The following is a 25995-nucleotide window of genomic DNA, read 5'->3' as shown; positions in this document are numbered from 1 at the left end:
GACTCACGCTCCACTTGTCACTGTTGCCAAGATACAGCCGATAAGTGTGGGTGCGAGAATTTGAGTGCTTTTTCCAGAAAGGAGGTGATCCAGCCGCACCTTCCGATACGGCTACCTTGTTACGACTTCACCCCAGTCACGAACCCTGCCGTGGTAATCGCCCCCCTTGCGGTTAGGCTAACTACTTCTGGCAGAACCCGCTCCCATGGTGTGACGGGCGGTGTGTACAAGACCCGGGAACGTATTCACCGCGGCAAGCTGATCCGCGATTACTAGCGATTCCGACTTCACGCAGTCGAGTTGCAGACTGCGATCCGGACTACGACCGGTTTTCTGGGATTGGCTCCCCCTCGCGGGTTGGCAGCCCTCTGTACCGGCCATTGTATGACGTGTGTAGCCCTACCCATAAGGGCCATGAGGACCTGACGTCATCCCCACCTTCCTCCGGTTTGTCACCGGCAGTCTCATTAGAGTGCCCTTTCGTAGCAACTAATGACAAGGGTTGCGCTCGTTGCGGGACTTAACCCAACATCTCACGACACGAGCTGACGACGGCCATGCAGCACCTGTGTCCAGGTTCTCTTTCGAGCACTCCCACATCTCTGCAGGATTCCTGGCATGTCAAGGGTAGGTAAGGTTTTTCGCGTTGCATCGAATTAAACCACATCATCCACCGCTTGTGCGGGTCCCCGTCAATTCCTTTGAGTTTCAACCTTGCGGCCGTACTCCCCAGGCGGTCAACTTCACGCGTTAGCTACGTTACTGAACAGCAAGCCGTCCAACAACCAGTTGACATCGTTTAGGGCGTGGACTACCAGGGTATCTAATCCTGTTTGCTCCCCACGCTTTCGTGCATGAGCGTCAGTACAGGCCCAGGGGATTGCCTTCGCCATCGGTGTTCCTCCGCATATCTACGCATTTCACTGCTACACGCGGAATTCCATCCCCCTCTGCCGTACTCCAGCTGTGCAGTCACAAGTGCAGTTCCCAGGTTAAGCCCGGGGATTTCACACCTGTCTTGCACAACCGCCTGCGCACGCTTTACGCCCAGTAATTCCGATTAACGCTTGCACCCTACGTATTACCGCGGCTGCTGGCACGTAGTTAGCCGGTGCTTATTCTTCAGGTACCGTCATCCTCCCGAGGTATTAACCCAGAAGATTTCTTCCCTGACAAAAGCGGTTTACAACCCGAAGGCCTTCTTCCCGCACGCGGCATGGCTGGATCAGGCTTTCGCCCATTGTCCAAAATTCCCCACTGCTGCCTCCCGTAGGAGTCTGGGCCGTGTCTCAGTCCCAGTGTGGCTGGTCGTCCTCTCAGACCAGCTACAGATCGTCGGCTTGGTAGGCCTTTACCCCACCAACTACCTAATCTGACATCGGCCGCTCCAATAGCGAGAGGTCTTGCGATCCCCCCCTTTCACCCGTAGGTCGTATGCGGTATTAATCCGGCTTTCGCCGGGCTATCCCCCACTACTGGGCACGTTCCGATGCATTACTCACCCGTTCGCCACTCGTCGCCAGGTTGCCCCGCGTTACCGTTCGACTTGCATGTGTAAGGCATGCCGCCAGCGTTCAATCTGAGCCAGGATCAAACTCTTCAGTTCGATCTTGAAATTTTGCTCAAAACGGAATTGAAGTGAACATTTCACTTCTCTTACCGTGAGCATCTGATAAGCCTTGCGGCCTCGCTAAATGACTTTCGCCATCCAGCAAATTCGCACTCGCCTTCAAACACCCACGCTTATCGGCTGTATGTTGTTAAAGAACTCGAGCAATCAGCTCGCTTAGCTTTCGCTAAAGGCTGCAATCCAAAACAAGGATCACACTCTTTAGAGAAGAAAACGCCCGGCGATCACCGGGCGTTTCTCACTCAATATTAGCCTGACAATGTCCTACTTTCACACGGGAATCCGCACTATCATCGGCGCAGAGGCGTTTCACGGTCCTGTTCGGGATGGGAAGGAGTGGGACCACCTCGCTATGGTCATCAGGCTTAACTTGTTGCCGAACTGACTTTGCCTTTGCGGCGTCAGCCCGACCAATTCACAGAGTATCGAATCAGCTTTTTGATTGCGTTTGCCAGATACGGCACAACGTCGTTTGACGTATTGTACAGCATATTTGCTGTACCGTCAAAATTATAGGGTCAAGCCTCACGAGCAATTAGTACTGGTTAGCTTAACGCATTACTGCGCTTCCACACCCAGCCTATCAACGTCCTGGTCTTGAACGACTCTTCAGGGGGCTCAAGGCCCCGGCAAGACTCATCTTGAGACGAGTTTCCCGCTTAGATGCTTTCAGCGGTTATCTCTTCCGCACTTAGCTACTCGGCAATGCCACTGGCGTGACAACCGATACACCAGAGGTGCGTCCACTCCGGTCCTCTCGTACTAGGAGCAGGCTCTCTCAATCTTGCAGCGCCCACGGAAGATAGGGACCAAACTGTCTCACGACGTTTTAAACCCAGCTCACGTACCTCTTTAAATGGCGAACAGCCATACCCTTGGGACCGGCTACAGCCCCAGGATGAGATGAGCCGACATCGAGGTGCCAAACACCGCCGTCGATATGAACTCTTGGGCGGTATCAGCCTGTTATCCCCAGAGTACCTTTTATCCGTTGAGCGATGGCCCTTCCATACAGAACCACCGGATCACTTTGTCCTACTTTCGTACCTGCTCGACTTGTCAGTCTCGCAGTCAAGCACGCTTATGCCAATGCACTATCACCACGATTTCCGACCGTGGCTAGCGTACCTTCGAACTCCTCCGTTACGCTTTGGGAGGAGACCGCCCCAGTCAAACTGCCTACCATACACTGTCCCCATCCCGGATAACGGGACAAGGTTAGAACCTCAAACACACCAGGGTGGTATTTCAACGTTGGCTCCACCAGAACTAGCGTCCTGGCTTCAAAGCCTCCCACCTATCCTACACAGATCTGTTCAAAGTCCAATGTAAAGCTACAGTAAAGGTTCATGGGGTCTTTCCGTCTTTCCGCGGGGAGATTGCATCATCACAAACATTTCAACTTCGCTGAGTCTCTGGAGGAGACAGTGTGGCCATCGTTACGCCATTCGTGCAGGTCGGAACTTACCCGACAAGGAATTTCGCTACCTTAGGACCGTTATAGTTACGGCCGCCGTTTACTGGGACTTCAATCAAGAGCTTGCACCCCATCATTTAATCTTCCAGCACCGGGCAGGCGTCACACCCTATACGTCGACTTTCGTCTTTGCAGAGTGCTGTGTTTTTATTAAACAGTCGCAGCCACCGATTCTCTGCGGCCTCATTGGGCTCCCCCTGTACGGGTTCACCTACTAAAGGCACACCTTCTTCCGAAGTTACGGTGTCAATTTGCCGAGTTCCTTCTCCAGAGTTCTCTCAAGCGCCTGAGAATACTCATCACGCGCACCAGTGTCGGTTTGCGGTACGGTCGTCTATAGCTGAAGCTTAGTGGCTTTTCCTGGAAGCAGGGTATCACTCACTTCGACGGCAAGCCGTCTCGTTATCACCCCTCATCTAAGCCTGGCGGATTTGCCTACCAGGCACGACTACAGGCTTGAACCGGGACATCCAACACCCGGCTGAGCTAACCTTCTCCGTCCCCACATCGCACTATAGATCGGTACAGGAATATTGACCTGTTTCCCATCAGCTACGCATCTCTGCCTCGCCTTAGGGGCCGACTCACCCTACGCCGATGAACGTTGCGTAGGAAACCTTGCGCTTACGGCGAGGGGGCTTTTCACCCCCTTTAACGCTACTCATGTCAGCATTCGCACTTCTGATACCTCCAGCAGACCTCACGATCCACCTTCACAGGCGTACAGAACGCTCTCCTACCACTCACACTTGCGTGTGAATCCGCAGCTTCGGTTACTGGCTTAGCCCCGTTACATCTTCCGCGCAGGACGACTCGATCAGTGAGCTATTACGCTTTCTTTAAATGGTGGCTGCTTCTAAGCCAACATCCTGACTGTTTTAGCCTTCCCACTTCGTTTCCCACTTAGCCAATATTAGGGACCTTAGCTGGCGGTCTGGGTTGTTTCCCTCTTGTGTCCGGACGTTAGCACCCGGTGCACTGTCTCCCAAGCTGTACTCATCGGTATTCGGAGTTTGCAATGGTTTGGTAAGTCGCCATGACCCCCTAGCCATAACAGTGCTCTACCCCCGATGGTAATACTTGAGGCACTACCTAAATAGTTTTCGGAGAGAACCAGCTATCTCCAGGTTTGTTTAGCCTTTCACCCCTATCCACAGCTCATCCGCTAGTTTTGCAACACTAGTCGGTTCGGACCTCCAGTGCGTGTTACCGCACCTTCATCCTGGCCATGGATAGATCACCTGGTTTCGGGTCTACACCCAGCGACTGAAACGCCCTATTCGGACTCGGTTTCCCTGCGCCTTCCCTATTCGGTTAAGCTTGCCACTGAATGTAAGTCGCTGACCCATTATACAAAAGGTACGCCGTCACCCTTTCGGGCTCCGACTTTTTGTATGCATGCGGTTTCAGGATCTATTTCACTCCCCTCCCGGGGTTCTTTTCGCCTTTCCCTCACGGTACTTGTTCGCTATCGGTCGATTACGAGTATTTAGCCTTGGAGGATGGTCCCCCCATGTTCAGACAAGGTTTCACGTGCCCCGCCCTACTTGTTCCGCACCTAGTACCACCACCGACTTTTTCCATACGGGACTATCACCCTCTTTGGTCGGCCTTTCCATGCCGTTTTGATGAATCGATGGCTATCTTGCGCAGGCTGTTCCGATTTCGCTCGCCACTACTTTCGGAATCTCGGTTGATGTCTTTTCCTCGAGGTACTGAGATGTTTCAGTTCTCCCGGTTCGCCTCGCACACCTATGTATTCAGTGTGCGATACCCTTGCGGGTGGGTTTCCCCATTCGGAAATCTTCGGATCAAAGCTAATTTGCCAGCTCCCCGAAGCTTATCGCAGGCTATCACGTCCTTCATCGCCTGTAATCGCCAAGGCATCCACCACATGCACTTAGTCACTTGACCCTATAATTTTGACGCCTTCTGACAAAGGCATCGTCAAGGACTGCATTTGATCTTTCGATCAATTGAGTATTTACGCGTTATGCCGTTCTTCAATCTTCCCAATCTTGCGATTGCGATATTGAATATCTGGTGACGCAATCAAAATGTTGCCGACGGCACGGTTCCTGCGACCCCTATACGAGCCTCAAGATTTCCGTCGACAACGCTGATTCGACTCTATGAATTGTTAAAGAACAACAGCCGACTTACGACGACTGACTCAAGCACCCGCACATGGCAGATGCTTGAGTCAGTATCGAACAAATGGATTGGTGGAGGATGACGGGATCGAACCGACGACCCCCTGCTTGCAAAGCAGGTGCTCTCCCAGCTGAGCTAATCCCCCAACGAATAGTGCCTTCGAATGGTTGGTGGGTCTGGTTGGATTCGAACCAACGACCCCCGCCTTATCAAGACGGTGCTCTAACCGACTGAGCTACAGACCCGCGCATTCGCTGTGGAAGCGCCAGGCCATCAATGCAGCGTCACTGGCGATGCACATCGCTTGTCGACGCTCACCAGACTCACGCTCCACTTGTCACTGTTGCCAAGATACAGCCGATAAGTGTGGGTGCGAGAATTTGAGTGCTTTTTCCAGAAAGGAGGTGATCCAGCCGCACCTTCCGATACGGCTACCTTGTTACGACTTCACCCCAGTCACGAACCCTGCCGTGGTAATCGCCCCCCTTGCGGTTAGGCTAACTACTTCTGGCAGAACCCGCTCCCATGGTGTGACGGGCGGTGTGTACAAGACCCGGGAACGTATTCACCGCGGCAAGCTGATCCGCGATTACTAGCGATTCCGACTTCACGCAGTCGAGTTGCAGACTGCGATCCGGACTACGACCGGTTTTCTGGGATTGGCTCCCCCTCGCGGGTTGGCAGCCCTCTGTACCGGCCATTGTATGACGTGTGTAGCCCTACCCATAAGGGCCATGAGGACCTGACGTCATCCCCACCTTCCTCCGGTTTGTCACCGGCAGTCTCATTAGAGTGCCCTTTCGTAGCAACTAATGACAAGGGTTGCGCTCGTTGCGGGACTTAACCCAACATCTCACGACACGAGCTGACGACGGCCATGCAGCACCTGTGTCCAGGTTCTCTTTCGAGCACTCCCACATCTCTGCAGGATTCCTGGCATGTCAAGGGTAGGTAAGGTTTTTCGCGTTGCATCGAATTAAACCACATCATCCACCGCTTGTGCGGGTCCCCGTCAATTCCTTTGAGTTTCAACCTTGCGGCCGTACTCCCCAGGCGGTCAACTTCACGCGTTAGCTACGTTACTGAACAGCAAGCCGTCCAACAACCAGTTGACATCGTTTAGGGCGTGGACTACCAGGGTATCTAATCCTGTTTGCTCCCCACGCTTTCGTGCATGAGCGTCAGTACAGGCCCAGGGGATTGCCTTCGCCATCGGTGTTCCTCCGCATATCTACGCATTTCACTGCTACACGCGGAATTCCATCCCCCTCTGCCGTACTCCAGCTGTGCAGTCACAAGTGCAGTTCCCAGGTTAAGCCCGGGGATTTCACACCTGTCTTGCACAACCGCCTGCGCACGCTTTACGCCCAGTAATTCCGATTAACGCTTGCACCCTACGTATTACCGCGGCTGCTGGCACGTAGTTAGCCGGTGCTTATTCTTCAGGTACCGTCATCCTCCCGAGGTATTAACCCAGAAGATTTCTTCCCTGACAAAAGCGGTTTACAACCCGAAGGCCTTCTTCCCGCACGCGGCATGGCTGGATCAGGCTTTCGCCCATTGTCCAAAATTCCCCACTGCTGCCTCCCGTAGGAGTCTGGGCCGTGTCTCAGTCCCAGTGTGGCTGGTCGTCCTCTCAGACCAGCTACAGATCGTCGGCTTGGTAGGCCTTTACCCCACCAACTACCTAATCTGACATCGGCCGCTCCAATAGCGAGAGGTCTTGCGATCCCCCCCTTTCACCCGTAGGTCGTATGCGGTATTAATCCGGCTTTCGCCGGGCTATCCCCCACTACTGGGCACGTTCCGATGCATTACTCACCCGTTCGCCACTCGTCGCCAGGTTGCCCCGCGTTACCGTTCGACTTGCATGTGTAAGGCATGCCGCCAGCGTTCAATCTGAGCCAGGATCAAACTCTTCAGTTCGATCTTGAAATTTTGCTCAAAACGGAATTGAAGTGAACATTTCACTTCTCTTACCGTGAGCATCTGATAAGCCTTGCGGCCTCGCTAAATGACTTTCGCCATCCAGCAAATTCGCACTCGCCTTCAAACACCCACGCTTATCGGCTGTATGTTGTTAAAGAACTCGAGCAATCAGCTCGCTTAGCTTTCGCTAAAGGCTGCAATCCAAAACAAGGATCACACTCTTTAGAGAAGAAAACGCCCGGCGATCACCGGGCGTTTCTCACTCAATATTAGCCTGACAATGTCCTACTTTCACACGGGAATCCGCACTATCATCGGCGCAGAGGCGTTTCACGGTCCTGTTCGGGATGGGAAGGAGTGGGACCACCTCGCTATGGTCATCAGGCTTAACTTGTTGCCGAACTGACTTTGCCTTTGCGGCGTCAGCCCGACCAATTCACAGAGTATCGAATCAGCTTTTTGATTGCGTTTGCCAGATACGGCACAACGTCGTTTGACGTATTGTACAGCATATTTGCTGTACCGTCAAAATTATAGGGTCAAGCCTCACGAGCAATTAGTACTGGTTAGCTTAACGCATTACTGCGCTTCCACACCCAGCCTATCAACGTCCTGGTCTTGAACGACTCTTCAGGGGGCTCAAGGCCCCGGCAAGACTCATCTTGAGACGAGTTTCCCGCTTAGATGCTTTCAGCGGTTATCTCTTCCGCACTTAGCTACTCGGCAATGCCACTGGCGTGACAACCGATACACCAGAGGTGCGTCCACTCCGGTCCTCTCGTACTAGGAGCAGGCTCTCTCAATCTTGCAGCGCCCACGGAAGATAGGGACCAAACTGTCTCACGACGTTTTAAACCCAGCTCACGTACCTCTTTAAATGGCGAACAGCCATACCCTTGGGACCGGCTACAGCCCCAGGATGAGATGAGCCGACATCGAGGTGCCAAACACCGCCGTCGATATGAACTCTTGGGCGGTATCAGCCTGTTATCCCCAGAGTACCTTTTATCCGTTGAGCGATGGCCCTTCCATACAGAACCACCGGATCACTTTGTCCTACTTTCGTACCTGCTCGACTTGTCAGTCTCGCAGTCAAGCACGCTTATGCCAATGCACTATCACCACGATTTCCGACCGTGGCTAGCGTACCTTCGAACTCCTCCGTTACGCTTTGGGAGGAGACCGCCCCAGTCAAACTGCCTACCATACACTGTCCCCATCCCGGATAACGGGACAAGGTTAGAACCTCAAACACACCAGGGTGGTATTTCAACGTTGGCTCCACCAGAACTAGCGTCCTGGCTTCAAAGCCTCCCACCTATCCTACACAGATCTGTTCAAAGTCCAATGTAAAGCTACAGTAAAGGTTCATGGGGTCTTTCCGTCTTTCCGCGGGGAGATTGCATCATCACAAACATTTCAACTTCGCTGAGTCTCTGGAGGAGACAGTGTGGCCATCGTTACGCCATTCGTGCAGGTCGGAACTTACCCGACAAGGAATTTCGCTACCTTAGGACCGTTATAGTTACGGCCGCCGTTTACTGGGACTTCAATCAAGAGCTTGCACCCCATCATTTAATCTTCCAGCACCGGGCAGGCGTCACACCCTATACGTCGACTTTCGTCTTTGCAGAGTGCTGTGTTTTTATTAAACAGTCGCAGCCACCGATTCTCTGCGGCCTCATTGGGCTCCCCCTGTACGGGTTCACCTACTAAAGGCACACCTTCTTCCGAAGTTACGGTGTCAATTTGCCGAGTTCCTTCTCCAGAGTTCTCTCAAGCGCCTGAGAATACTCATCACGCGCACCAGTGTCGGTTTGCGGTACGGTCGTCTATAGCTGAAGCTTAGTGGCTTTTCCTGGAAGCAGGGTATCACTCACTTCGACGGCAAGCCGTCTCGTTATCACCCCTCATCTAAGCCTGGCGGATTTGCCTACCAGGCACGACTACAGGCTTGAACCGGGACATCCAACACCCGGCTGAGCTAACCTTCTCCGTCCCCACATCGCACTATAGATCGGTACAGGAATATTGACCTGTTTCCCATCAGCTACGCATCTCTGCCTCGCCTTAGGGGCCGACTCACCCTACGCCGATGAACGTTGCGTAGGAAACCTTGCGCTTACGGCGAGGGGGCTTTTCACCCCCTTTAACGCTACTCATGTCAGCATTCGCACTTCTGATACCTCCAGCAGACCTCACGATCCACCTTCACAGGCGTACAGAACGCTCTCCTACCACTCACACTTGCGTGTGAATCCGCAGCTTCGGTTACTGGCTTAGCCCCGTTACATCTTCCGCGCAGGACGACTCGATCAGTGAGCTATTACGCTTTCTTTAAATGGTGGCTGCTTCTAAGCCAACATCCTGACTGTTTTAGCCTTCCCACTTCGTTTCCCACTTAGCCAATATTAGGGACCTTAGCTGGCGGTCTGGGTTGTTTCCCTCTTGTGTCCGGACGTTAGCACCCGGTGCACTGTCTCCCAAGCTGTACTCATCGGTATTCGGAGTTTGCAATGGTTTGGTAAGTCGCCATGACCCCCTAGCCATAACAGTGCTCTACCCCCGATGGTAATACTTGAGGCACTACCTAAATAGTTTTCGGAGAGAACCAGCTATCTCCAGGTTTGTTTAGCCTTTCACCCCTATCCACAGCTCATCCGCTAGTTTTGCAACACTAGTCGGTTCGGACCTCCAGTGCGTGTTACCGCACCTTCATCCTGGCCATGGATAGATCACCTGGTTTCGGGTCTACACCCAGCGACTGAAACGCCCTATTCGGACTCGGTTTCCCTGCGCCTTCCCTATTCGGTTAAGCTTGCCACTGAATGTAAGTCGCTGACCCATTATACAAAAGGTACGCCGTCACCCTTTCGGGCTCCGACTTTTTGTATGCATGCGGTTTCAGGATCTATTTCACTCCCCTCCCGGGGTTCTTTTCGCCTTTCCCTCACGGTACTTGTTCGCTATCGGTCGATTACGAGTATTTAGCCTTGGAGGATGGTCCCCCCATGTTCAGACAAGGTTTCACGTGCCCCGCCCTACTTGTTCCGCACCTAGTACCACCACCGACTTTTTCCATACGGGACTATCACCCTCTTTGGTCGGCCTTTCCATGCCGTTTTGATGAATCGATGGCTATCTTGCGCAGGCTGTTCCGATTTCGCTCGCCACTACTTTCGGAATCTCGGTTGATGTCTTTTCCTCGAGGTACTGAGATGTTTCAGTTCTCCCGGTTCGCCTCGCACACCTATGTATTCAGTGTGCGATACCCTTGCGGGTGGGTTTCCCCATTCGGAAATCTTCGGATCAAAGCTAATTTGCCAGCTCCCCGAAGCTTATCGCAGGCTATCACGTCCTTCATCGCCTGTAATCGCCAAGGCATCCACCACATGCACTTAGTCACTTGACCCTATAATTTTGACGCCTTCTGACAAAGGCATCGTCAAGGACTGCATTTGATCTTTCGATCAATTGAGTATTTACGCGTTATGCCGTTCTTCAATCTTCCCAATCTTGCGATTGCGATATTGAATATCTGGTGACGCAATCAAAATGTTGCCGACGGCACGGTTCCTGCGACCCCTATACGAGCCTCAAGATTTCCGTCGACAACGCTGATTCGACTCTATGAATTGTTAAAGAACAACAGCCGACTTACGACGACTGACTCAAGCACCCGCACATGGCAGATGCTTGAGTCAGTATCGAACAAATGGATTGGTGGAGGATGACGGGATCGAACCGACGACCCCCTGCTTGCAAAGCAGGTGCTCTCCCAGCTGAGCTAATCCCCCAACGAATAGTGCCTTCGAATGGTTGGTGGGTCTGGTTGGATTCGAACCAACGACCCCCGCCTTATCAAGACGGTGCTCTAACCGACTGAGCTACAGACCCGCGCATTCGCTGTGGAAGCGCCAGGCCATCAATGCAGCGTCACTGGCGATGCACATCGCTTGTCGACGCTCACCAGACTCACGCTCCACTTGTCACTGTTGCCAAGATACAGCCGATAAGTGTGGGTGCGAGAATTTGAGTGCTTTTTCCAGAAAGGAGGTGATCCAGCCGCACCTTCCGATACGGCTACCTTGTTACGACTTCACCCCAGTCACGAACCCTGCCGTGGTAATCGCCCCCCTTGCGGTTAGGCTAACTACTTCTGGCAGAACCCGCTCCCATGGTGTGACGGGCGGTGTGTACAAGACCCGGGAACGTATTCACCGCGGCAAGCTGATCCGCGATTACTAGCGATTCCGACTTCACGCAGTCGAGTTGCAGACTGCGATCCGGACTACGACCGGTTTTCTGGGATTGGCTCCCCCTCGCGGGTTGGCAGCCCTCTGTACCGGCCATTGTATGACGTGTGTAGCCCTACCCATAAGGGCCATGAGGACCTGACGTCATCCCCACCTTCCTCCGGTTTGTCACCGGCAGTCTCATTAGAGTGCCCTTTCGTAGCAACTAATGACAAGGGTTGCGCTCGTTGCGGGACTTAACCCAACATCTCACGACACGAGCTGACGACGGCCATGCAGCACCTGTGTCCAGGTTCTCTTTCGAGCACTCCCACATCTCTGCAGGATTCCTGGCATGTCAAGGGTAGGTAAGGTTTTTCGCGTTGCATCGAATTAAACCACATCATCCACCGCTTGTGCGGGTCCCCGTCAATTCCTTTGAGTTTCAACCTTGCGGCCGTACTCCCCAGGCGGTCAACTTCACGCGTTAGCTACGTTACTGAACAGCAAGCCGTCCAACAACCAGTTGACATCGTTTAGGGCGTGGACTACCAGGGTATCTAATCCTGTTTGCTCCCCACGCTTTCGTGCATGAGCGTCAGTACAGGCCCAGGGGATTGCCTTCGCCATCGGTGTTCCTCCGCATATCTACGCATTTCACTGCTACACGCGGAATTCCATCCCCCTCTGCCGTACTCCAGCTGTGCAGTCACAAGTGCAGTTCCCAGGTTAAGCCCGGGGATTTCACACCTGTCTTGCACAACCGCCTGCGCACGCTTTACGCCCAGTAATTCCGATTAACGCTTGCACCCTACGTATTACCGCGGCTGCTGGCACGTAGTTAGCCGGTGCTTATTCTTCAGGTACCGTCATCCTCCCGAGGTATTAACCCAGAAGATTTCTTCCCTGACAAAAGCGGTTTACAACCCGAAGGCCTTCTTCCCGCACGCGGCATGGCTGGATCAGGCTTTCGCCCATTGTCCAAAATTCCCCACTGCTGCCTCCCGTAGGAGTCTGGGCCGTGTCTCAGTCCCAGTGTGGCTGGTCGTCCTCTCAGACCAGCTACAGATCGTCGGCTTGGTAGGCCTTTACCCCACCAACTACCTAATCTGACATCGGCCGCTCCAATAGCGAGAGGTCTTGCGATCCCCCCCTTTCACCCGTAGGTCGTATGCGGTATTAATCCGGCTTTCGCCGGGCTATCCCCCACTACTGGGCACGTTCCGATGCATTACTCACCCGTTCGCCACTCGTCGCCAGGTTGCCCCGCGTTACCGTTCGACTTGCATGTGTAAGGCATGCCGCCAGCGTTCAATCTGAGCCAGGATCAAACTCTTCAGTTCGATCTTGAAATTTTGCTCAAAACGGAATTGAAGTGAACATTTCACTTCTCTTACCGTGAGCATCTGATAAGCCTTGCGGCCTCGCTAAATGACTTTCGCCATCCAGCAAATTCGCACTCGCCTTCAAACACCCACGCTTATCGGCTGTATGTTGTTAAAGAACTTCGCTTTGCAGCGCGCTGACTTGTTATCAGCAAAGAAGCGGGATTATGCGTCGAAATAAAGACCCTGTCAACCGCTTGGTTTCTTCCGGCTGCTGCGCTGTTTGCTTTCGCGGTTTGCGCTGCGTCCTGAAGAGCCTTCTATTCTGGCATGCGTTTTGGGCGGTGTAAACCCTTGCCTGGAAAAAAGTTGTCATGGGCCTGTCATCACATCCGCCCGCCTACCGCCTACCGCCTACCGCCTACCGCCTACCGCCTACCGCCTGTGCACTGAAAGGCATGCCTGGGCATCTTGAACGCGCTTCTGGTTCCTACGTCTTCCGCCCGCAACCGCCGTGGGCCTCGTCACGGGTGACTGTCAGGGGCATGGAGCCCGGCTTTGCCCGCGGGCTGGTGTCGCGTTTGGGCAGGCGGTGGCCGGTGGTACTGGAATCGCCGTCAGCACGCAGCGGTGTGGCGCTTGCTGAGTGGTGGCCCGCAGTTGTCGTGCAGGCACAGCACTCTGGTCGCGCTTCAGTGCGTGCTGCTTTTGGGGTTGGGGCCGGTCATCGCGGCTTGCCAGGCCTGAGCAGGATCCTCGGCCTGCAGCGCGCTGGGCAGCAATCGCGCAACGCGCTGGCTGTCGGTGCGCAGTACCCGCTGCTTGACCGATGCCATCTGGCTGGGGTGCATGGACAGGCTGCGCAGGCCCATCGCCACCAGCATCTCGGTGAAGGCGGTGTCGCCCGCCATCTCGCCGCACACCGAGACATGCTTGCCAGCGCTGTTGGCGGCGCTGATGACGTTGGCGATCATGGTCAGCACCGCGGGGTGCCAGGGGTCGTAGAGATGGGCCACGCTCTCGTCGGCGCGGTCGATGGCCAGCGTGTACTGGATCAGATCGTTGGTGCCGATCGAGACGAAGTCGAAGTGCTGCATCAGCATCGGCATGGCCAGCGCGGCGGCCGGTACTTCGACCATCGCCCCCAGCTCGACGTTGTTGAAGGGCACTGCGTGGTCTTGCAGGTGCTGCTTGGCGCGGTTCAGTGCGTCGACGATAGCCAGCACCTCGCGCCGGTGCGCCACCATGGGCACCAGCACCCGCACCTTGCCGTAGGCGCTGGCGCGCAGGATGGCGCGCAGCTGCTGGCGGAACATCGCCGGCTCGGACAGGCTCCAGCGGATCGCCCGCAGGCCAAGCGCCGGGTTGAGGGCGTGCTCGTGGCGCAGCTCATTCACCGACATGCGGTCCAGCGGCTTGTCGGCGCCGATGTCGACCGTGCGGATGGTGACCGGCAGGCCCTTCATTGCCTCGACGGCGCTGCGGTAGGCCTCGAACTGCTCATCTTCGTCGGGCAGGTCGCCGCCGCGGTTCATGAACAGGAACTCGGTGCGGAACAGGCCGACCCCGACCGCTCCGGCTTCTAGCGCGGCCGGTGCGTCGCCCGGCAGCTCGATGTTGGCCAGCAGCTCGACCTGCACGCCATCGAGCGTGACGGCCGGCGTGTGGCGCAGCCGGTGCAGGCGCGCCCGCTCGAGCTCGCTCTGGCGTTGGCGGAAGCGGTATTCCTCGAGCACGATCGGCGACGGGTTGATGAGCACCGCGCCGGTGTCGCCATCGATGATCAGCCAATCGTCCTGGCGCACCAGCCGGCTGGCTTCGCGCGCGCCCACGACGGCCGGGATGTCCATGCTGCGCGCCACGATGGCCGTGTGCGAGGTGCGTCCGCCCACATCGGTGACGAAGCCGGTGAAGACGCTGCCCTTGAACTGCAGCATGTCGGCCGGGGCGATGTCGTTGGCCACCAGCACCAGCGGGTCTTCGCCGGCAAAGTCGCGCGGGTGAGCCACCACCGGCAGGGTGTTGCCCTCGCGGGCCAGCGCGCGCAGCAGGCGTTCGGCCACCTGCTCGATGTCGGCCTTGCGTTCGCGCAGATAGGGATCGTCCATCTCGTCGAACTGCCGCACCAGCACCTCGGTCTGGGCGCTGACGGCCCATTCGGCGTTGTAGTGCCGCACGTCGATCCACTGGCGCAGCGCGTCGGTGATCATCGGATCGTGCAGCAGCATCAGGTGCACATCGAGCAGGGCTGCCAGCTCGGACGGCGCCTCGGCGGGCAGGTCGCGCTTGAGCGTACCCAGCTCCTCGGCCACCGTGTTGCGCGCCTGGCGCAGCCGGTCGATCTCGCCGGACAGGCGCTCGGGTTCGACGAAGTAGTGCGCCACGTCGACCCGGCTGGAATCAACCAGCACGGCGCGGCCGATGGCCACGCCGCGTGAGACGGGAAGCCCGAACATCTGGATGCTCATGCTGGCAATGTAGCAGCGCGGCCCCGTCGCCGCGCGGCGGTGGCCTTGGGGGCTTTCGCGGGGGGCTGGCCGTCCGGCCATCACGCAATGGTCATGCAGGGGTCATGGGTCGGTCACAGCGCGGCCGCAGCATTCGCGGCGAGTCCAACACCTGATCGACCGCGCCATGGAACTGATGCTGCACGCCCCGGTGATGCCCAGCCACGCCAAGCCCGCCGCGCTGGCCGAGCCGGCCCAGCCCGTGCCGGCCCGGATGCCGACGCCGGATGCCGAGCCCGCCATCGAGGTGACCTGGGCCCGCCATGACGAGGATGTGCGCGCCGCGCAGCGTCTGCGTTACCGGGTGTTTGCCGAAGAACTGGGCGCGCGCCTGTCGCCGCCCAGCGGCACGCCGGCCGGGCACGATGCCGACGCGTTCGATGCCCATTGCGAGCACCTGCTGGTGCGCTCGGTCGGCAGCGAGACCCGCGCGCCCGAGGTCATCGGCACCTACCGTGTGCTGACGCCCGCCGCCGCGCGCCGCGCCGGTGGCCTGTACAGCGAGTCAGAGTTCGACCTGGCGCCGTTGGCCCATCTGCGCAACGACATGGTGGAGCTGGGCCGCTCCTGCGTGCACCCCGACTGGCGCGCCGGCGGCGTGATCATCGCGCTGTGGGCCGCATTGGCGGCCTTCATGCAGCGCAACGCGCTGGGCACGATGGTGGGTTGCGCCAGCATCGGCATGCGCGATGGCGGCCACGCCGCGGCCAGCCTGTGGGATCAGCTGCGCCAGCGCCACCTGGCCGCCCCGGAGCTGCAGGTCAGCGCCAGGCTGCCGCTGCCGGTGGCGCAACTGGCGCAGGATGGCCATGCGGCCGACATGCCGCCGCTGATCAAGGGCTACCTGCGCTGCGGCGCCCATGTGCTGGGCGCGCCCGCCTGGGACCCCGACTTCAACACCGCCGACCTGCCGATGATGATGCAGCTGGCCAACCTGCCAGCGCGTTATCGCCGCCACTTCCTGGGCTGAGCCGCGGCTGCCGCGGCGGCACCCCTTGGCCCGATGCGCGCCGCGGGACGCCTGGCGTTTATTCGCCTTCGCCGAACTTGTCGTTGATCAGCGCCAGCAGGCCATCGATGGCGGCCTGTTCGTCGGCGCCGTCGGCTTCGATCTCAACCTCGCTGCCCAGTCCGGCGGCCAGCATCATCACGCCCATGATGCTCTTGGCGTTGATGCGCCGGCCATTGCGGCTGAGGTGGATTTCGCAGCGAAAGCTGCCGGCCAGCTTGGTGAGCTTGGCCGAGGCCCGGGCGTGCAGCCCGAGCTTATTGCTGATGGTGACGGTCGTTCGGAGCATGGGCGCTGGCCTTCTGGGCCTGGTTCTGGGGCGGCGGGGTGCTCACCGGCTGCACGGCGGCCAGGGCGCCGTCGCGCGCCTTCGACCACAGTTCGTCCAGTGGCAGGTGGGCATTGGCATGGGCGCGCCACACCATGGGCACGTTGACGCCGGCCAGGGCGCGGCGGCGGCCCTGCTTGACCAGCTGCGCGGCCAGGTTGGCCGGTGTGGCGCCAACCACATCGGTGAGGATCAGCGTTTCGGGCCAGGGCATCGCGGCCACCAGCGCCTCGGCTTCACCCAGGTAACGCTCGGTATCGCAGCCGGCCGGCACGTCGTAGACCGCGATCGCGGCGGCGCTGTCGGGAAACGCATGCAGGGCCGTTGACCGCAGCGCAGTGGCCAGCGGCTGGTGAGCGATGATGAACAGACCGGTGGGCATGCGGGGTGTCGGGTTGCCGGCCATTATCGGCCGGCGATCCCTGCCGTGGCGGCCCGATCCGCACGCCAACGCAACAGGTTGAGCCACAAGCCGGCCAGCACGCACAACACCAGGAACACGCCAAACGCCAGGCGGTGGGCCTGCGCCACCGGCCAGCCGGCGGCACGCAGCGCGTCGATGAGCAGGCCGATGCCCCATTGCACGGCGAACACGCCGCTGAAGATCATCAGGTTGAAGGCCGACAGCGCGCGCCCGGCCAGCGCCGCAGCAAAGGCCTGGCCCACGGCCGGCTGGCTGAGCGAGATGACGCTGGTCGACACGCACCACAGCGCCCACGAGAACGCGCCCGCCTCGCTGCCGCGCCACAGGATCCAGGCCAGGCACAGCGGGCCCAGCGGCCAGGCCCAGGCGATCAGGCGCTCGCCGGCCCAGCCCGCGCGGGTCAGGCGTGGCATCGCCAGGCCCCAGCACAAGAAGGCCAGCAGCATGGCCAGGTTGACGATGAACAGGCCCCGCGCCGCGTCGCCCGGCGACTGGCCGCCCACCTGGGTGAGCCACGGGCCGATCCACAGCGACTGCATGGCCACCATGCCGCCATACACCACCAGGCCCAGCGGCGCCACGCGCACGAAGGCCGGATGACCGAACACCGTGCGGTAGCCCGCCGTGGCGGGCGGGGGCGAGCCCGGGGTCGCGGGTTCCGGTGCGCTGCGCGGCGCATCGGCCGGCACGGCCAACGCCAGCGCCGCCATGGCCAGCAGCAGCAGCAGCCCGACGATGGCGAACAGCCCGCGCCAGCCGATGAGCGGCAGCAGCCACTGCACCGGCAGGGTCGAGGCCAGCATGCCCAGCGAGCCGGTCATCAGCATCCATGAATTGGCGCGCAGCTGGGCCGCCGTCGACATGCGGTGGCGAAAGCAGGTCAGCGGCGCCATCAGGCAGGCCGCGACGCCCACGCCGATCAGCAGCCGCGCGAGCAGCAGCTCGACAAAGCCGCGGGCCAGCGCGAAGGCCCCGCAACCCAGCACGGCCACGGCCAGAAAGCACAGCAGCACCCGCCGAGGGCCCCAGCGGTCCAGCGCGCTGCCCAGCGGCAGCTGCATGCTCGAAAAGCCCAGGAAGTAGGCACCGGCCAGCAGGCCCAGCTGGCCGGCCGCCAGCTGCAGCTCGGCACTGAACACCGGCGCCAGCGTGGCCGTGACGGCACGCAGCAGGGCCGAGAAGAAGTAGGCGAACGCAAAGGCCAGGAACATGGCCACGGCGGCACCCGGGCCCATCGGACGCACCGGGTGCGCCACGCCGGCAGCCAGGGCAGCTGCGCTCAACGCCGCACCTGCAGTGCATCAAACAAGGGGCGCGCCAATGCCGGGCTGGCCTGCGGGCCGAGCACCGTGGCCTGATAGACCCGCGTGCCATACGCAAACACCAGCACCTCGGCGCGCAGCGGCTGGCCGTCGGGCCGGCGCCCGGCCAGTTGCAGCTGGCGCGCGGCGGCATGCGGGGTCATGCCGGGCACGCTGGCCGCCAGGCCGGGCTCGGCCGGGGCTGCGAGGTTGGCGCTGGCCGCAGCGGCCAGCGCCTGCAGCGCGGGGCCCACGCGGGTCGGATCGGCCAGCTCGGCCGACGCGATGGCGTACAGGTGGCCATCGACGCTGCACGACCACAGCATCAACAGCACCGGTGCGCCGGCCAACGGCACCGGGCGCTCGGCGGTGTCGGGCCGGCAGGGCAGCGCGGCCACCAGCGACCAGCCGGGCGGCTGCACCTGGCGCCAGTCAAGCGCCGGCGAGCAGGCCATCAGCCCGACCGGCAGGGCCAGCCACAGGGCGCTGCGGCGGGTGGCGCGCCCGCCGCGTTGCAGGATGTCAGAGAGCATCGCCCGGATTATCCCGGCCTGGCTTCAGCGCCCAGGGTGTGACAGGCATCACGGTCTGCGGCACCCCGCTCGCCCCGCCTTCGCCCTCGCCTTCACCGTCACCTGCCAAGGTAACCGTAAATAAGCTTTTACCTCGTCGACACCAGCCCCCGCCGGTGGCGTGCTAGTGTCATTGGTTGGTGATTCCCGCAGCCGCCGCAGACCGGGTCTGGAGGTGCTGCACCCGACGCTGCACCGAGCTTCTGCCGATCCCGGACCCTGCCGACATGACTGCCGCCCCCCGCCCTGCCGTCGAATCCGCCAACCCCGCCACCGCGGCGCATGACACGCCCACACTGGGCGATGTGGTGGCGCGCCTGGCGGCCGAGGTGGCCGTGCCGCTGACCCAGGCGCTCGAGCGCGTGATGCAGCTGGCCCACAGCGGCAAGATCGACCGGCTGGGCGTGCAGGCGCTGCGCGACGAAATCGACCTGGCGCGCACTGCCGGCCTGCGCGGGCAGCAGATCGCGCGCTTCATCGATGGCCAGGCGCATCCCTCGGTCGAGCGCGTGTCGCTCACCGAGGTGCTGGGCGCAGTGATTGCCGAACGCGCCAGCGACGCCGGCCCGCAAGGCCCCGGGCAGCGCCAGCTGCTGGCCGACCTGCAGGTGATGGGCGACGCCACGCTGATCCACCGCCTGCTGCGCGCAGCGGCCGACTGGGCCGGCGGAGCCACGCGCTCGGCGCTTGACTGGCGGCTCGACCTCAAGTCCTGGCCGGTGCGCGCGCGCGTCACCTGCCAGTTCGACCACCGCCCGGTCGACCACGCCGAGATGGCCGCCACGGCGCAGGAGCTTGAGGCGCTGGACACTCTCGACTGGCTCTTGCTGCAGTACGCCGCCCATGTGGCGGGCGTGCTCGTGCTGCGCGAGCTGGGCGCGGTGCATTGCACGCTGACGCTCGAGTTTCCGCACACGGTGGGCGACACGGTCGAGCACAGCGAGGCCCAGCCCGCGGCCCGCACCAGCCACGCCACGTTGACGGCCGGTGGCCAGGTGCTGGTGCTGGCGGCCCGGCGCGAGGCGCGCCAGCTGGTGCGCGAGGCCTTGCGCGGCCACGACCTGTTCATCGACTACGTGGCCACCGTGCTGGCGGCGCGCGAGTACTGCGCCGACGGCACGCCGCAGGTGCTGATCTACGAGGCCGGTTTTGCCGGCGACGGGCTCAAGACCCTGCTGGGCGCGCTGGCCGCCGCCCCCCGGCCGGTGGCCCTGGTGGAAATTGCGCCGGACGGCCAGGACTACGAGATGGGCGCCCAGGGCGCGCGCGTGGGCGCCGACGGCCTGCGCCACACCCTGCCGGCAGTGCTGATGATGGAGCTGGCCCGCGCCCGCTGAACACCGCTCAGCCTCTCAGCCGAACACCTTCTTGAGGATCGCGCTGCCGGTGCCGGTCGGGTCGCGGCGGATCTTCTTCTCCTCCTCGCCGATCAGCCGGTACAGGCCATCCAGCGCCTTGCCGGTGACATAGCGCTGGATGTTGGTGTCGTCGCCCTTCAGCAAGCCCAGCTGGCTGGCCTTGCCGGCCACCGCGTTGTACTTGTCGGCCAGCGAAACCTTCTCGGTGGCCTGGGTGACGATGGGCAGGAACTGCTCGCCCAGCGGCGTGCGCGTCTTGCCCGAGAAATAGTCGGTGACCGAGGTCTCGCCGCCGCGCACGATGCGGATCGCATCCTCCACCGACACCGCCTTGGCGGTGTTCACCAGCAGGGTCTTGGCCTTGGGCACGGCCTGCTCGGCAGCGCGGTTCATCGCGGTGACCAGTTCGTCCACGCGCTTTTGCTGGCCGGTGGCCTTGAGCAGCTTGGCCGCGTCGTGAAGGATACCCGGCAGCGGAATCTTCACCAGCGGGTTGCCCAGAAAGCCGTCGGGCTTGCCCAGCGAGGCCACGGCCAGCTCGGCGCCGCGCTGCAGCGCACTGCGGATGCCTTGTGCCGCCTCCGATTCACTGAACCCGCCGGCCCGGGCGGGATCCCACAGCAACACACCGGGCAGCACCAGCCCAACCGTAAACTCACGCCGTTTCATACGAGGCCTCCCATGTCGATTGCCCGCCGCCATCTTGCCACCGCTGCCTTGCTGGCCACCGCTGCCGTTGCCGGCTGGCTGGTCTGGGGCGGCAGCGCCGGCGAACGCCAGCCCGCGCCCGCCGTGAGCTACACCCTGCTCGATGGCCAGCAGCAGGCGCTGTCGCAGCTCAAGGGCCAGGTGGTGCTGGTGAACTTCTGGGCCACCAGCTGCAGCACCTGCGTGGCCGAGATGCCCGAGATCGTGGCCACCTTCGAGAAGTACAAGGGCCGCGGTTACCAGACCGTGGCCGTGGCCATGAGCTACGACCCGCCGGCCTACGTGGCCAACTTCGCCAGCTCGCGCAAGCTGCCCTTCGGCGTGGCCATCGACAACACCGGCGCGGTGGCGCAGGGCTTCGGCCAGGTGCAGCTCACGCCCACCACCTTCTTGATCAACAAGCGCGGCGAGATCGTCAAGCGCTACGTGGGCAAGCCCGACTTCGAGGCGCTGCATGCGCTGGTGGAGAAGCTGCTGGCCGAAGCCGCCTGAGCGGGCGCGGGCCACCCGCGGGCCTGGCAGCGGGCCTGGCAGCAAAAAAGCCGGCACCCCTTGGCGGGGTGGCCGGCTTTTGTCATGGCGGGTGGCGGGTGACTCAGCCGGCGTCGCCCACGCCGGCCTGGGCCGCCTGCTTGTCGGCGTGGTAGCTGCTGCGCACCATGGCGCCCACGGCGGCATGGGTAAAGCCCATGGCCTGCGCCTCGGCCTCGAACATCTTGAAGGTGTCGGGGTGCACATAGCGCCGCACCGGCAGGTGGTGGCCGCTGGGCGCCAGGTACTGGCCGATGGTGAGCATGTCGATGTCGTGCGCGCGCATGTCGCGCATCACCGCCAGGATCTCGTCGTCGGTCTCGCCCAGGCCCAGCATCAGGCCACTCTTGGTGGGCACGTCGGGGTGCAGGGCCTTGAACTTCTTCAGCAGGCTCAGGCTGAACTGGTAGTCGCTGCCCGGGCGCGCCTCTTTGTACAGGCGCGGCACGGTCTCGAGGTTGTGGTTCATCACATCGGGCGGTGCGGCCTTCAGGATCTCGAGCGCGCGGTCGTCGCGGCCGCGGAAGTCGGGCACCAGGATCTCGATGCGCGTGGCCGGTGACTGCGCGCGCACCTGGCGGATGCACTCGACAAAGTGGCCGGCGCCACCGTCGCGCAGGTCGTCGCGATCGACGCTGGTGATGACCACGTACTTGAGCTTCAGTGCGGCAATCGTCTTGGCCAGGTTGGCCGGCTCGTCCACGTCCAGCGGGTCGGGGCGGCCATGGCCCACGTCGCAGAACGGGCAGCGCCGCGTGCACTTGTCGCCCATGATCATGAAGGTGGCCGTGCCGTGGCCGAAGCACTCGCCGATGTTGGGGCACGAGGCTTCCTCGCACACCGTGTGCAGCTTGTGCTCGCGCAGGATCTGCTTGATCTCGTAAAAGCGCGTGCTGGGGCTGCCGGCCTTGACGCGGATCCACTCGGGCTTTTTCAGCACCTCGGCAGGCACCACCTTGATCGGGATGCGCGCCGTCTTGGCCTGCGCCTTCTGCTTGGCGCTGGCGTCGTAGGTGGCGCTGTCCTGCGCCTGGTGCACGACCTTGTCGGTGGCCATCGGATTGCTCTCGGGGATGAACGGAAGGCGCGGCGGGCTCAGGCGCTGCGCGGCAGGAACTGCGTGGCCAGCCGCTCGCCCAGCAGGGTGGCAACCGCCGCCCAGTCCGCGGGGACGCCGAGTGTAGCGAGGTCGACCGTGACCAGCCCGGCATAGCCGCAGGGGTTGATGCGCGAAAAGGGCGACAGGTCCATGGCCACGTTCAGCGACACGCCGTGGTAGGTGCAGTGCCGGCTCACCTTGATGCCCAGCGCGGCAATCTTGCCCAGCCCGCGAAACGGGTCGGTCGCCGGCATCGGCCCGCTCAGCGCGGCATGGCCGAAGGGGTCGTCCAGGCGCACATAGATGCCCGGCGCGCCGGCCAGGCGGTGGCCGGTGACGCCCTGAGCCTGCAGCACCTTGAGCACCGCGCTCTCGAGCCGGTAGACGTATTCCTTGACGTAGATGCCCAGGCGCTTGAGGTCGATCAGCGGATAGGCCACCACCTGGCCGGGGCCGTGGTACGTGACCTGGCCACCGCGGTTGGTGGGCACCACCGCGATGCCGCCGGCATCCAGCACATGCTCGGCCTTGCCCGACAGGCCCTGCGTGAACACCGGCGGGTGCTCGACCAGCCAGATTTCGTCGGGCGTGTCCGGCGTGCGGGCCTCGGTGAAGGCGCGCATGGCGTCCAGCGTGTGGGCATAGGGCTGGCGGCCCAGGTTCTGGATCAGCATGGGCCGGCCGACGGGCGCCGCCGCCCCGAGGGCATGGCGCCGCCGGTGCTTCGGGGCGGGGTCATAGGACGATCTTGACCATCGGGTGCGTGGACAGCGTGCGGTACAGCTCGTCAAGCTGCTCGCGGCTGGTGGCGGTGATGGTGATGGTCAGGCCCAGGTACTTGCCGCTGCTGCTGGGCCGGTGCTCGATGGTGGCGGGGTCGAAGCCGGGGTCGAAATGCAGCGCCACCGCGGTGATGGCCTCGACATAGCCTTCGACATGCGGGCCCATCACCTTGATCGGAAAGGCGCTGGGGTACTCGATCAGCGATTGTTCGGGCGGGATGTCGGGCATGGGGCACCTGGGCTTGTTCTGGCGGGGCAAGCGGCGCAGATCGGGGCGGCTGGGCCGATCTCAAGCCGGCAGCACCTAGATGGACTGTTCACGCTTGGCGCGCTGGTAGGCCTCGTACAGGCGGCCGTACACCGGGCCGGGCTTGCCGCGCAGCGCGCCGTGGCCCACCTGCTCGCCGTCCAGCCGGGTGACGGGCAGCACCTCCTTGCTGGCCGAGCTGAGCAGCAGCTCGTCGGCGGCCCGCACATCGGCCTCGGCGATGGGGCGGCGGTTGAAGGCGATGCCGACCTCCTCGCACAGCTCGCGCAGCAGCTCGGCCCGAATGCCTTCGAGCAGCAGCTCGCTCCTGGGCGGGCCGAGCAGCGCGCCTTCGTGCACCACCCACACATTGCTTTGCGAGGCCTCGGTGAGCCAGCCGTCGCGCAGCATCACGGTTTCCACCGCGCCATGGTCGGCGGCTTGCTGGCGCGCCAGCACATTGCCCAGCAGGCTGGTGCTCTTGATGTCGCCATGCTGCCAGCGCAGGTCGCGCGCGGTGATGCAGACCACGCCATGGTGGCGCTGCTCGGCTGTGGGGGCCTTCAGCGGGTTGGCCATCGCAAACACCGTGGGCACCAGGCCCTCGGGCATCACATGGTCGCGCAGGGCCACGCCGCGCGTGACCTGCAGGTAAACCATCTGGTCGTCGGCCGGCTGCGCCGCCACCAGCTCACGCAGCAGGGCCAGCCACTGCTCGGGCGTGTGCGGGTTGGGGATGCGCAGTTTCTCGAGGCTGCGCGCCAGCCGCGCCATGTGCTCGTCAAAACGAAAGAAGCGCCGGCCATAGACCGGCAGGCCCTCGTAGGCGCCGTCGCCGAAGATGAAACCGCGGTCGAGCACCGACACGGTGGCCTCGCGCAGCGGCAGCAGCCGGCCGTTCAGGTGGCACAGGGTGGCGGGCAGTTCGGTCATGGCGATCCTCTGGGCAGCATCCGGACGGATGCAGGCAGATTAGCCCAAGCCGGCAGCACGCGGCTTGATCCGCCTGCAACTCGGCATAAGGTGGGCAGAAACCGTCGCGAGCGGGCTCAGGTTGGGTCGAGCAGCGCCGCCGTACACCCGTACGGCGAGCAGCGCAGGCCCGAGATGTGCCCGCGCAGCAGGTTCATGCCCGCCTTGTCATTTGATCCACAGACGGATCGCATCCCAGGCGCGGCCGACGATGCCGGCCTCGGGCACGCTGTCCATCACCACCAGCGGCACGCTGGCCACCTTGGCGCCGCCGGCGGTGCTGACCTCGAGCGTGCCCACGCGCTGGCCCTTGGCCAGGGGGGCCACCAGCGGGTCGGTGCGCTGCACCACGGTCTTGAGCTTGTCGCCCTCGCCCTTGGGCACGGCCACCACCACGCCCTGCGCCGCCCCCAGCGCGGCGGTGGGCGCCTTGCCCTTCCACACCGGCACGCTGGCCGCGGCCTTGCCGGGCTCGAACAGGCGCACCGCGTCCCAGGCGGTCCAGCCCCAGTTCAGCAGCTTCTGGCTCTCGGCGGCCCGCGCTTCGCGCGAGACCGTGCCCAGCACCACGCTGACCAGCCGGCGCTTGCCGTTGGTCATGTCGCGCTGGGCGCTGGCCACCAGGCAATAGCCGGCGGCATCGGTGTAGCCGGTCTTCATGCCGTCGACCGTGGGGTCGCGGCCGAGCAGCATGTTGCGGTTGTCCTGCTTGATGTTGTTGAAGCTGTAGTTGCGCTGCGCATAGTAGGCGGCGTACTGCTCGGGAAAGTCGCGCACGATGTGCGAAGCGATCGTGGCCAGGTCGCGTGCGCTGCTGTGGTGGCCGGCCTCGCTGAGGCCGGTGACGTTCTTGAACTGGGTGTTCTTCAGGCCCCAGGCCTGGGCCTGGCGGTTCATCATCGCGACAAACTGCTCCAGCGAGCCGCCCACGCCCTCGGCCAGCGCCACCGCGGCGTCGTTGCCCGAGACGATGATCATGCCGCGCAGCAGCTCGTCGACCGTGGGCGACATGGTGGTGTCGATGAACATCAGCGAGCCGCCGCCCTTGCGCTCGGCCCAGGCGCGCAGCGAGACCGGCAGCGTCTGCGTGGGCGACAGCTTCTTGGCCTTGATCGCGTCAAAGGCCAGCCAGGCGGTCATCAGCTTGGTCAGCGAGGCCGGGTCGACGCGGGCATCGGCATCGCGCTCGCCCAGCACCTGGTTGGCGGTGACATCCAGCAGCAGCCAGTTCTTGGCCGCCACCTCGGGCGGGGCGGGGGTCTGCGCCTGTGCGCAGGCCATGCCCAGGCAGGCCAGCAGGGTGACGAGGAAACGTTTCATCGGGATCGGCAGCAAGAAGAGGAAAAAAAGACGAAGCGGGCCGCCGGTGTGCGGCCGCCCGTCCTGGAGTGATCCGCCGCGGCGGCG

At 61.8% G+C, this 25995-nt stretch carries 14 protein-coding genes, 4 tRNA genes and 7 rRNA genes; 3 read left to right on the top strand and 22 right to left on the bottom strand.

Annotated features, from left to right (window positions below; translation table 11 throughout):
• Positions 1–77 precede the first annotated feature (77 nt).
• From N4G63_RS03695 to ptsP, 12 genes are all read right to left on the bottom strand, one after another.
• Positions 78–1606 (bottom strand): 16S ribosomal RNA (locus N4G63_RS03695).
• 275 nt (positions 1607–1881) lie between these two features.
• Positions 1882–1994: ribosomal RNA gene (gene rrf, locus N4G63_RS03690) — 5S ribosomal RNA — on the bottom strand.
• A 150-nt stretch (positions 1995–2144) separates the two neighbouring features.
• A 23S ribosomal RNA gene (locus N4G63_RS03685) occupies positions 2145–5021 on the bottom strand.
• Positions 5022–5330: 309 nt separating this feature from the next.
• Positions 5331–5406, bottom strand: a tRNA-Ala gene (locus N4G63_RS03680).
• A gap of 23 nt (positions 5407–5429) precedes the next feature.
• Positions 5430–5506: transfer RNA gene (locus tag N4G63_RS03675), tRNA-Ile, on the bottom strand.
• Positions 5507–5658: 152 nt separating this feature from the next.
• A 16S ribosomal RNA gene (locus tag N4G63_RS03670) occupies positions 5659–7187 on the bottom strand.
• Positions 7188–7462: 275 nt separating this feature from the next.
• A 5S ribosomal RNA gene (rrf, locus tag N4G63_RS03665) occupies positions 7463–7575 on the bottom strand.
• A 150-nt stretch (positions 7576–7725) separates the two neighbouring features.
• Positions 7726–10602, bottom strand: a 23S ribosomal RNA gene (locus N4G63_RS03660).
• Positions 10603–10911: 309 nt separating this feature from the next.
• A tRNA-Ala gene (locus N4G63_RS03655) sits at positions 10912–10987 on the bottom strand.
• A 23-nt stretch (positions 10988–11010) separates the two neighbouring features.
• Positions 11011–11087 (bottom strand) — tRNA-Ile (locus N4G63_RS03650).
• Positions 11088–11239: 152 nt separating this feature from the next.
• Positions 11240–12768: ribosomal RNA gene (locus N4G63_RS03645) — 16S ribosomal RNA — on the bottom strand.
• Together the 16S, 23S and 5S rRNA genes with 4 tRNA genes alongside form the textbook arrangement of a ribosomal RNA operon.
• A 674-nt stretch (positions 12769–13442) precedes the next feature.
• Positions 13443–15218, bottom strand: a complete 1776-nt coding sequence (ptsP, locus tag N4G63_RS03640) for a phosphoenolpyruvate--protein phosphotransferase (protein WP_260788729.1) — start codon at positions 15216–15218, stop codon at positions 13443–13445.
• Positions 15219–15393: 175 nt separating this feature from the next.
• Here ptsP and N4G63_RS03635 point away from each other — a divergent pair, with 175 nt between their 5' ends.
• Positions 15394–16227, top strand: a complete 834-nt coding sequence (locus N4G63_RS03635) for a GNAT family N-acetyltransferase (protein WP_443112035.1) — start codon at positions 15394–15396, stop codon at positions 16225–16227.
• Positions 16228–16285: 58 nt separating this feature from the next.
• Here N4G63_RS03635 and N4G63_RS03630 read toward each other — a convergent pair whose 3' ends face one another.
• Genes N4G63_RS03630 through N4G63_RS03615 form a run of 4 tightly spaced genes read right to left on the bottom strand, consistent with a single transcriptional unit; the run spans position 16286 to position 18852 of the window.
• A complete protein-coding gene (locus N4G63_RS03630; protein WP_260788730.1) occupies positions 16286–16555 on the bottom strand; it encodes an HPr family phosphocarrier protein in 270 nt (89 codons plus the stop codon).
• On the bottom strand, positions 16524–16976 hold the full coding sequence (locus tag N4G63_RS03625; protein ID WP_260788731.1) for a PTS sugar transporter subunit IIA: 453 nt from the start codon (positions 16974–16976) through the stop codon (positions 16524–16526). The genes N4G63_RS03630 and N4G63_RS03625 overlap by 32 nt, the downstream gene beginning before the upstream one ends.
• 23 nt (positions 16977–16999) lie before the next feature.
• On the bottom strand, positions 17000–18253 hold the full coding sequence (locus N4G63_RS03620; RefSeq protein ID WP_260789521.1) for an MFS transporter: 1254 nt from the start codon (positions 18251–18253) through the stop codon (positions 17000–17002).
• Between the two features lie 44 nt (positions 18254–18297).
• Positions 18298–18852 (bottom strand): hypothetical protein, encoded by a 555-nt coding sequence (locus tag N4G63_RS03615; protein ID WP_260788732.1) that lies wholly within the window; start codon positions 18850–18852, stop codon positions 18298–18300.
• A 266-nt stretch (positions 18853–19118) separates the two neighbouring features.
• Between N4G63_RS03615 and N4G63_RS03610 the strand changes: the two genes are divergently transcribed.
• Positions 19119–20228, top strand: a complete 1110-nt coding sequence (locus N4G63_RS03610; protein WP_260788733.1) for a hypothetical protein — start codon at positions 19119–19121, stop codon at positions 20226–20228.
• A gap of 15 nt (positions 20229–20243) precedes the next feature.
• On the opposite strand, the gene N4G63_RS03605 is transcribed toward N4G63_RS03610, so the two are convergent.
• Complete coding sequence (locus tag N4G63_RS03605) at positions 20244–20918, bottom strand: DUF4197 domain-containing protein (protein WP_260788734.1); 675 nt, start codon at positions 20916–20918, stop codon at positions 20244–20246.
• A 12-nt stretch (positions 20919–20930) separates the two neighbouring features.
• On the opposite strand from N4G63_RS03605, the gene N4G63_RS03600 reads away from it, so the two are divergent.
• Positions 20931–21449: a TlpA family protein disulfide reductase gene (locus N4G63_RS03600; RefSeq protein ID WP_260788735.1), complete on the top strand. Its 519-nt coding sequence runs from the start codon at positions 20931–20933 to the stop codon at positions 21447–21449.
• A gap of 103 nt (positions 21450–21552) precedes the next feature.
• On the opposite strand, the gene lipA is transcribed toward N4G63_RS03600, so the two are convergent.
• From lipA to N4G63_RS03575, 5 genes are all read right to left on the bottom strand, one after another.
• Positions 21553–22545 carry a lipoyl synthase gene (lipA, locus tag N4G63_RS03595; protein WP_260788736.1) on the bottom strand — a complete coding sequence of 331 codons (993 nt, stop codon included), beginning with the start codon at positions 22543–22545 and terminating at the stop codon, positions 21553–21555.
• Positions 22546–22583: 38 nt separating this feature from the next.
• Positions 22584–23261: a lipoyl(octanoyl) transferase LipB gene (gene lipB, locus N4G63_RS03590; protein WP_260788737.1), complete on the bottom strand. Its 678-nt coding sequence runs from the start codon at positions 23259–23261 to the stop codon at positions 22584–22586.
• A 61-nt stretch (positions 23262–23322) separates the two neighbouring features.
• Entirely contained in the window at positions 23323–23598 is a 276-nt protein-coding gene (locus N4G63_RS03585; RefSeq protein WP_260788738.1) for a YbeD family protein, read from the bottom strand.
• 75 nt (positions 23599–23673) lie between these two features.
• Complete coding sequence (locus tag N4G63_RS03580; RefSeq protein ID WP_260788739.1) at positions 23674–24549, bottom strand: D-amino acid aminotransferase; 876 nt, start codon at positions 24547–24549, stop codon at positions 23674–23676.
• Positions 24550–24756: 207 nt separating this feature from the next.
• A complete protein-coding gene (locus tag N4G63_RS03575; RefSeq protein WP_260788740.1) occupies positions 24757–25908 on the bottom strand; it encodes a D-alanyl-D-alanine carboxypeptidase family protein in 1152 nt (383 codons plus the stop codon).
• Positions 25909–25995 lie beyond the last annotated feature (87 nt).

The organism is Aquabacterium sp. OR-4 (assembly GCF_025290835.2).
Classification (GTDB): domain Bacteria; phylum Pseudomonadota; class Gammaproteobacteria; order Burkholderiales; family Burkholderiaceae_C; genus Pseudaquabacterium.
The sequence above is the reverse complement of the archived record's forward strand: the minus strand, read 5'-3'. Positions and strand labels throughout refer to the sequence as shown.

Excerpts from the sequence above, each read along its gene's own strand:
- N4G63_RS03575 (WP_260788740.1), bottom strand. The coding sequence starts at position 25,908 with ATGAAACGTTTCCTCGTCACCCTGCTGGCCTGCCTGGGCATGGCCTGC.
- N4G63_RS03630 (WP_260788730.1), bottom strand. The coding sequence starts at position 16,555 with ATGCTCCGAACGACCGTCACCATCAGCAATAAGCTCGGGCTGCACGCC.
- lipB (WP_260788737.1), bottom strand. The coding sequence starts at position 23,261 with ATGCTGATCCAGAACCTGGGCCGCCAGCCCTATGCCCACACGCTGGAC.
- N4G63_RS03620 (WP_260789521.1), bottom strand. The coding sequence starts at position 18,253 with ATGGGCCCGGGTGCCGCCGTGGCCATGTTCCTGGCCTTTGCGTTCGCC.
- N4G63_RS03605 (WP_260788734.1), bottom strand. The coding sequence starts at position 20,918 with ATGAAACGGCGTGAGTTTACGGTTGGGCTGGTGCTGCCCGGTGTGTTG.
- N4G63_RS03600 (WP_260788735.1), top strand. The coding sequence starts at position 20,931 with ATGTCGATTGCCCGCCGCCATCTTGCCACCGCTGCCTTGCTGGCCACC.
- N4G63_RS03635 (WP_443112035.1), top strand. The coding sequence starts at position 15,394 with ATGCTGCACGCCCCGGTGATGCCCAGCCACGCCAAGCCCGCCGCGCTG.
- N4G63_RS03625 (WP_260788731.1), bottom strand. The coding sequence starts at position 16,976 with ATGCCCACCGGTCTGTTCATCATCGCTCACCAGCCGCTGGCCACTGCG.
- N4G63_RS03615 (WP_260788732.1), bottom strand. The coding sequence starts at position 18,852 with ATGCTCTCTGACATCCTGCAACGCGGCGGGCGCGCCACCCGCCGCAGC.
- N4G63_RS03585 (WP_260788738.1), bottom strand. The coding sequence starts at position 23,598 with ATGCCCGACATCCCGCCCGAACAATCGCTGATCGAGTACCCCAGCGCC.
- N4G63_RS03610 (WP_260788733.1), top strand. The coding sequence starts at position 19,119 with ATGACTGCCGCCCCCCGCCCTGCCGTCGAATCCGCCAACCCCGCCACC.
- lipA (WP_260788736.1), bottom strand. The coding sequence starts at position 22,545 with ATGGCCACCGACAAGGTCGTGCACCAGGCGCAGGACAGCGCCACCTAC.
- ptsP (WP_260788729.1), bottom strand. The coding sequence starts at position 15,218 with ATGAGCATCCAGATGTTCGGGCTTCCCGTCTCACGCGGCGTGGCCATC.
- N4G63_RS03580 (WP_260788739.1), bottom strand. The coding sequence starts at position 24,549 with ATGACCGAACTGCCCGCCACCCTGTGCCACCTGAACGGCCGGCTGCTG.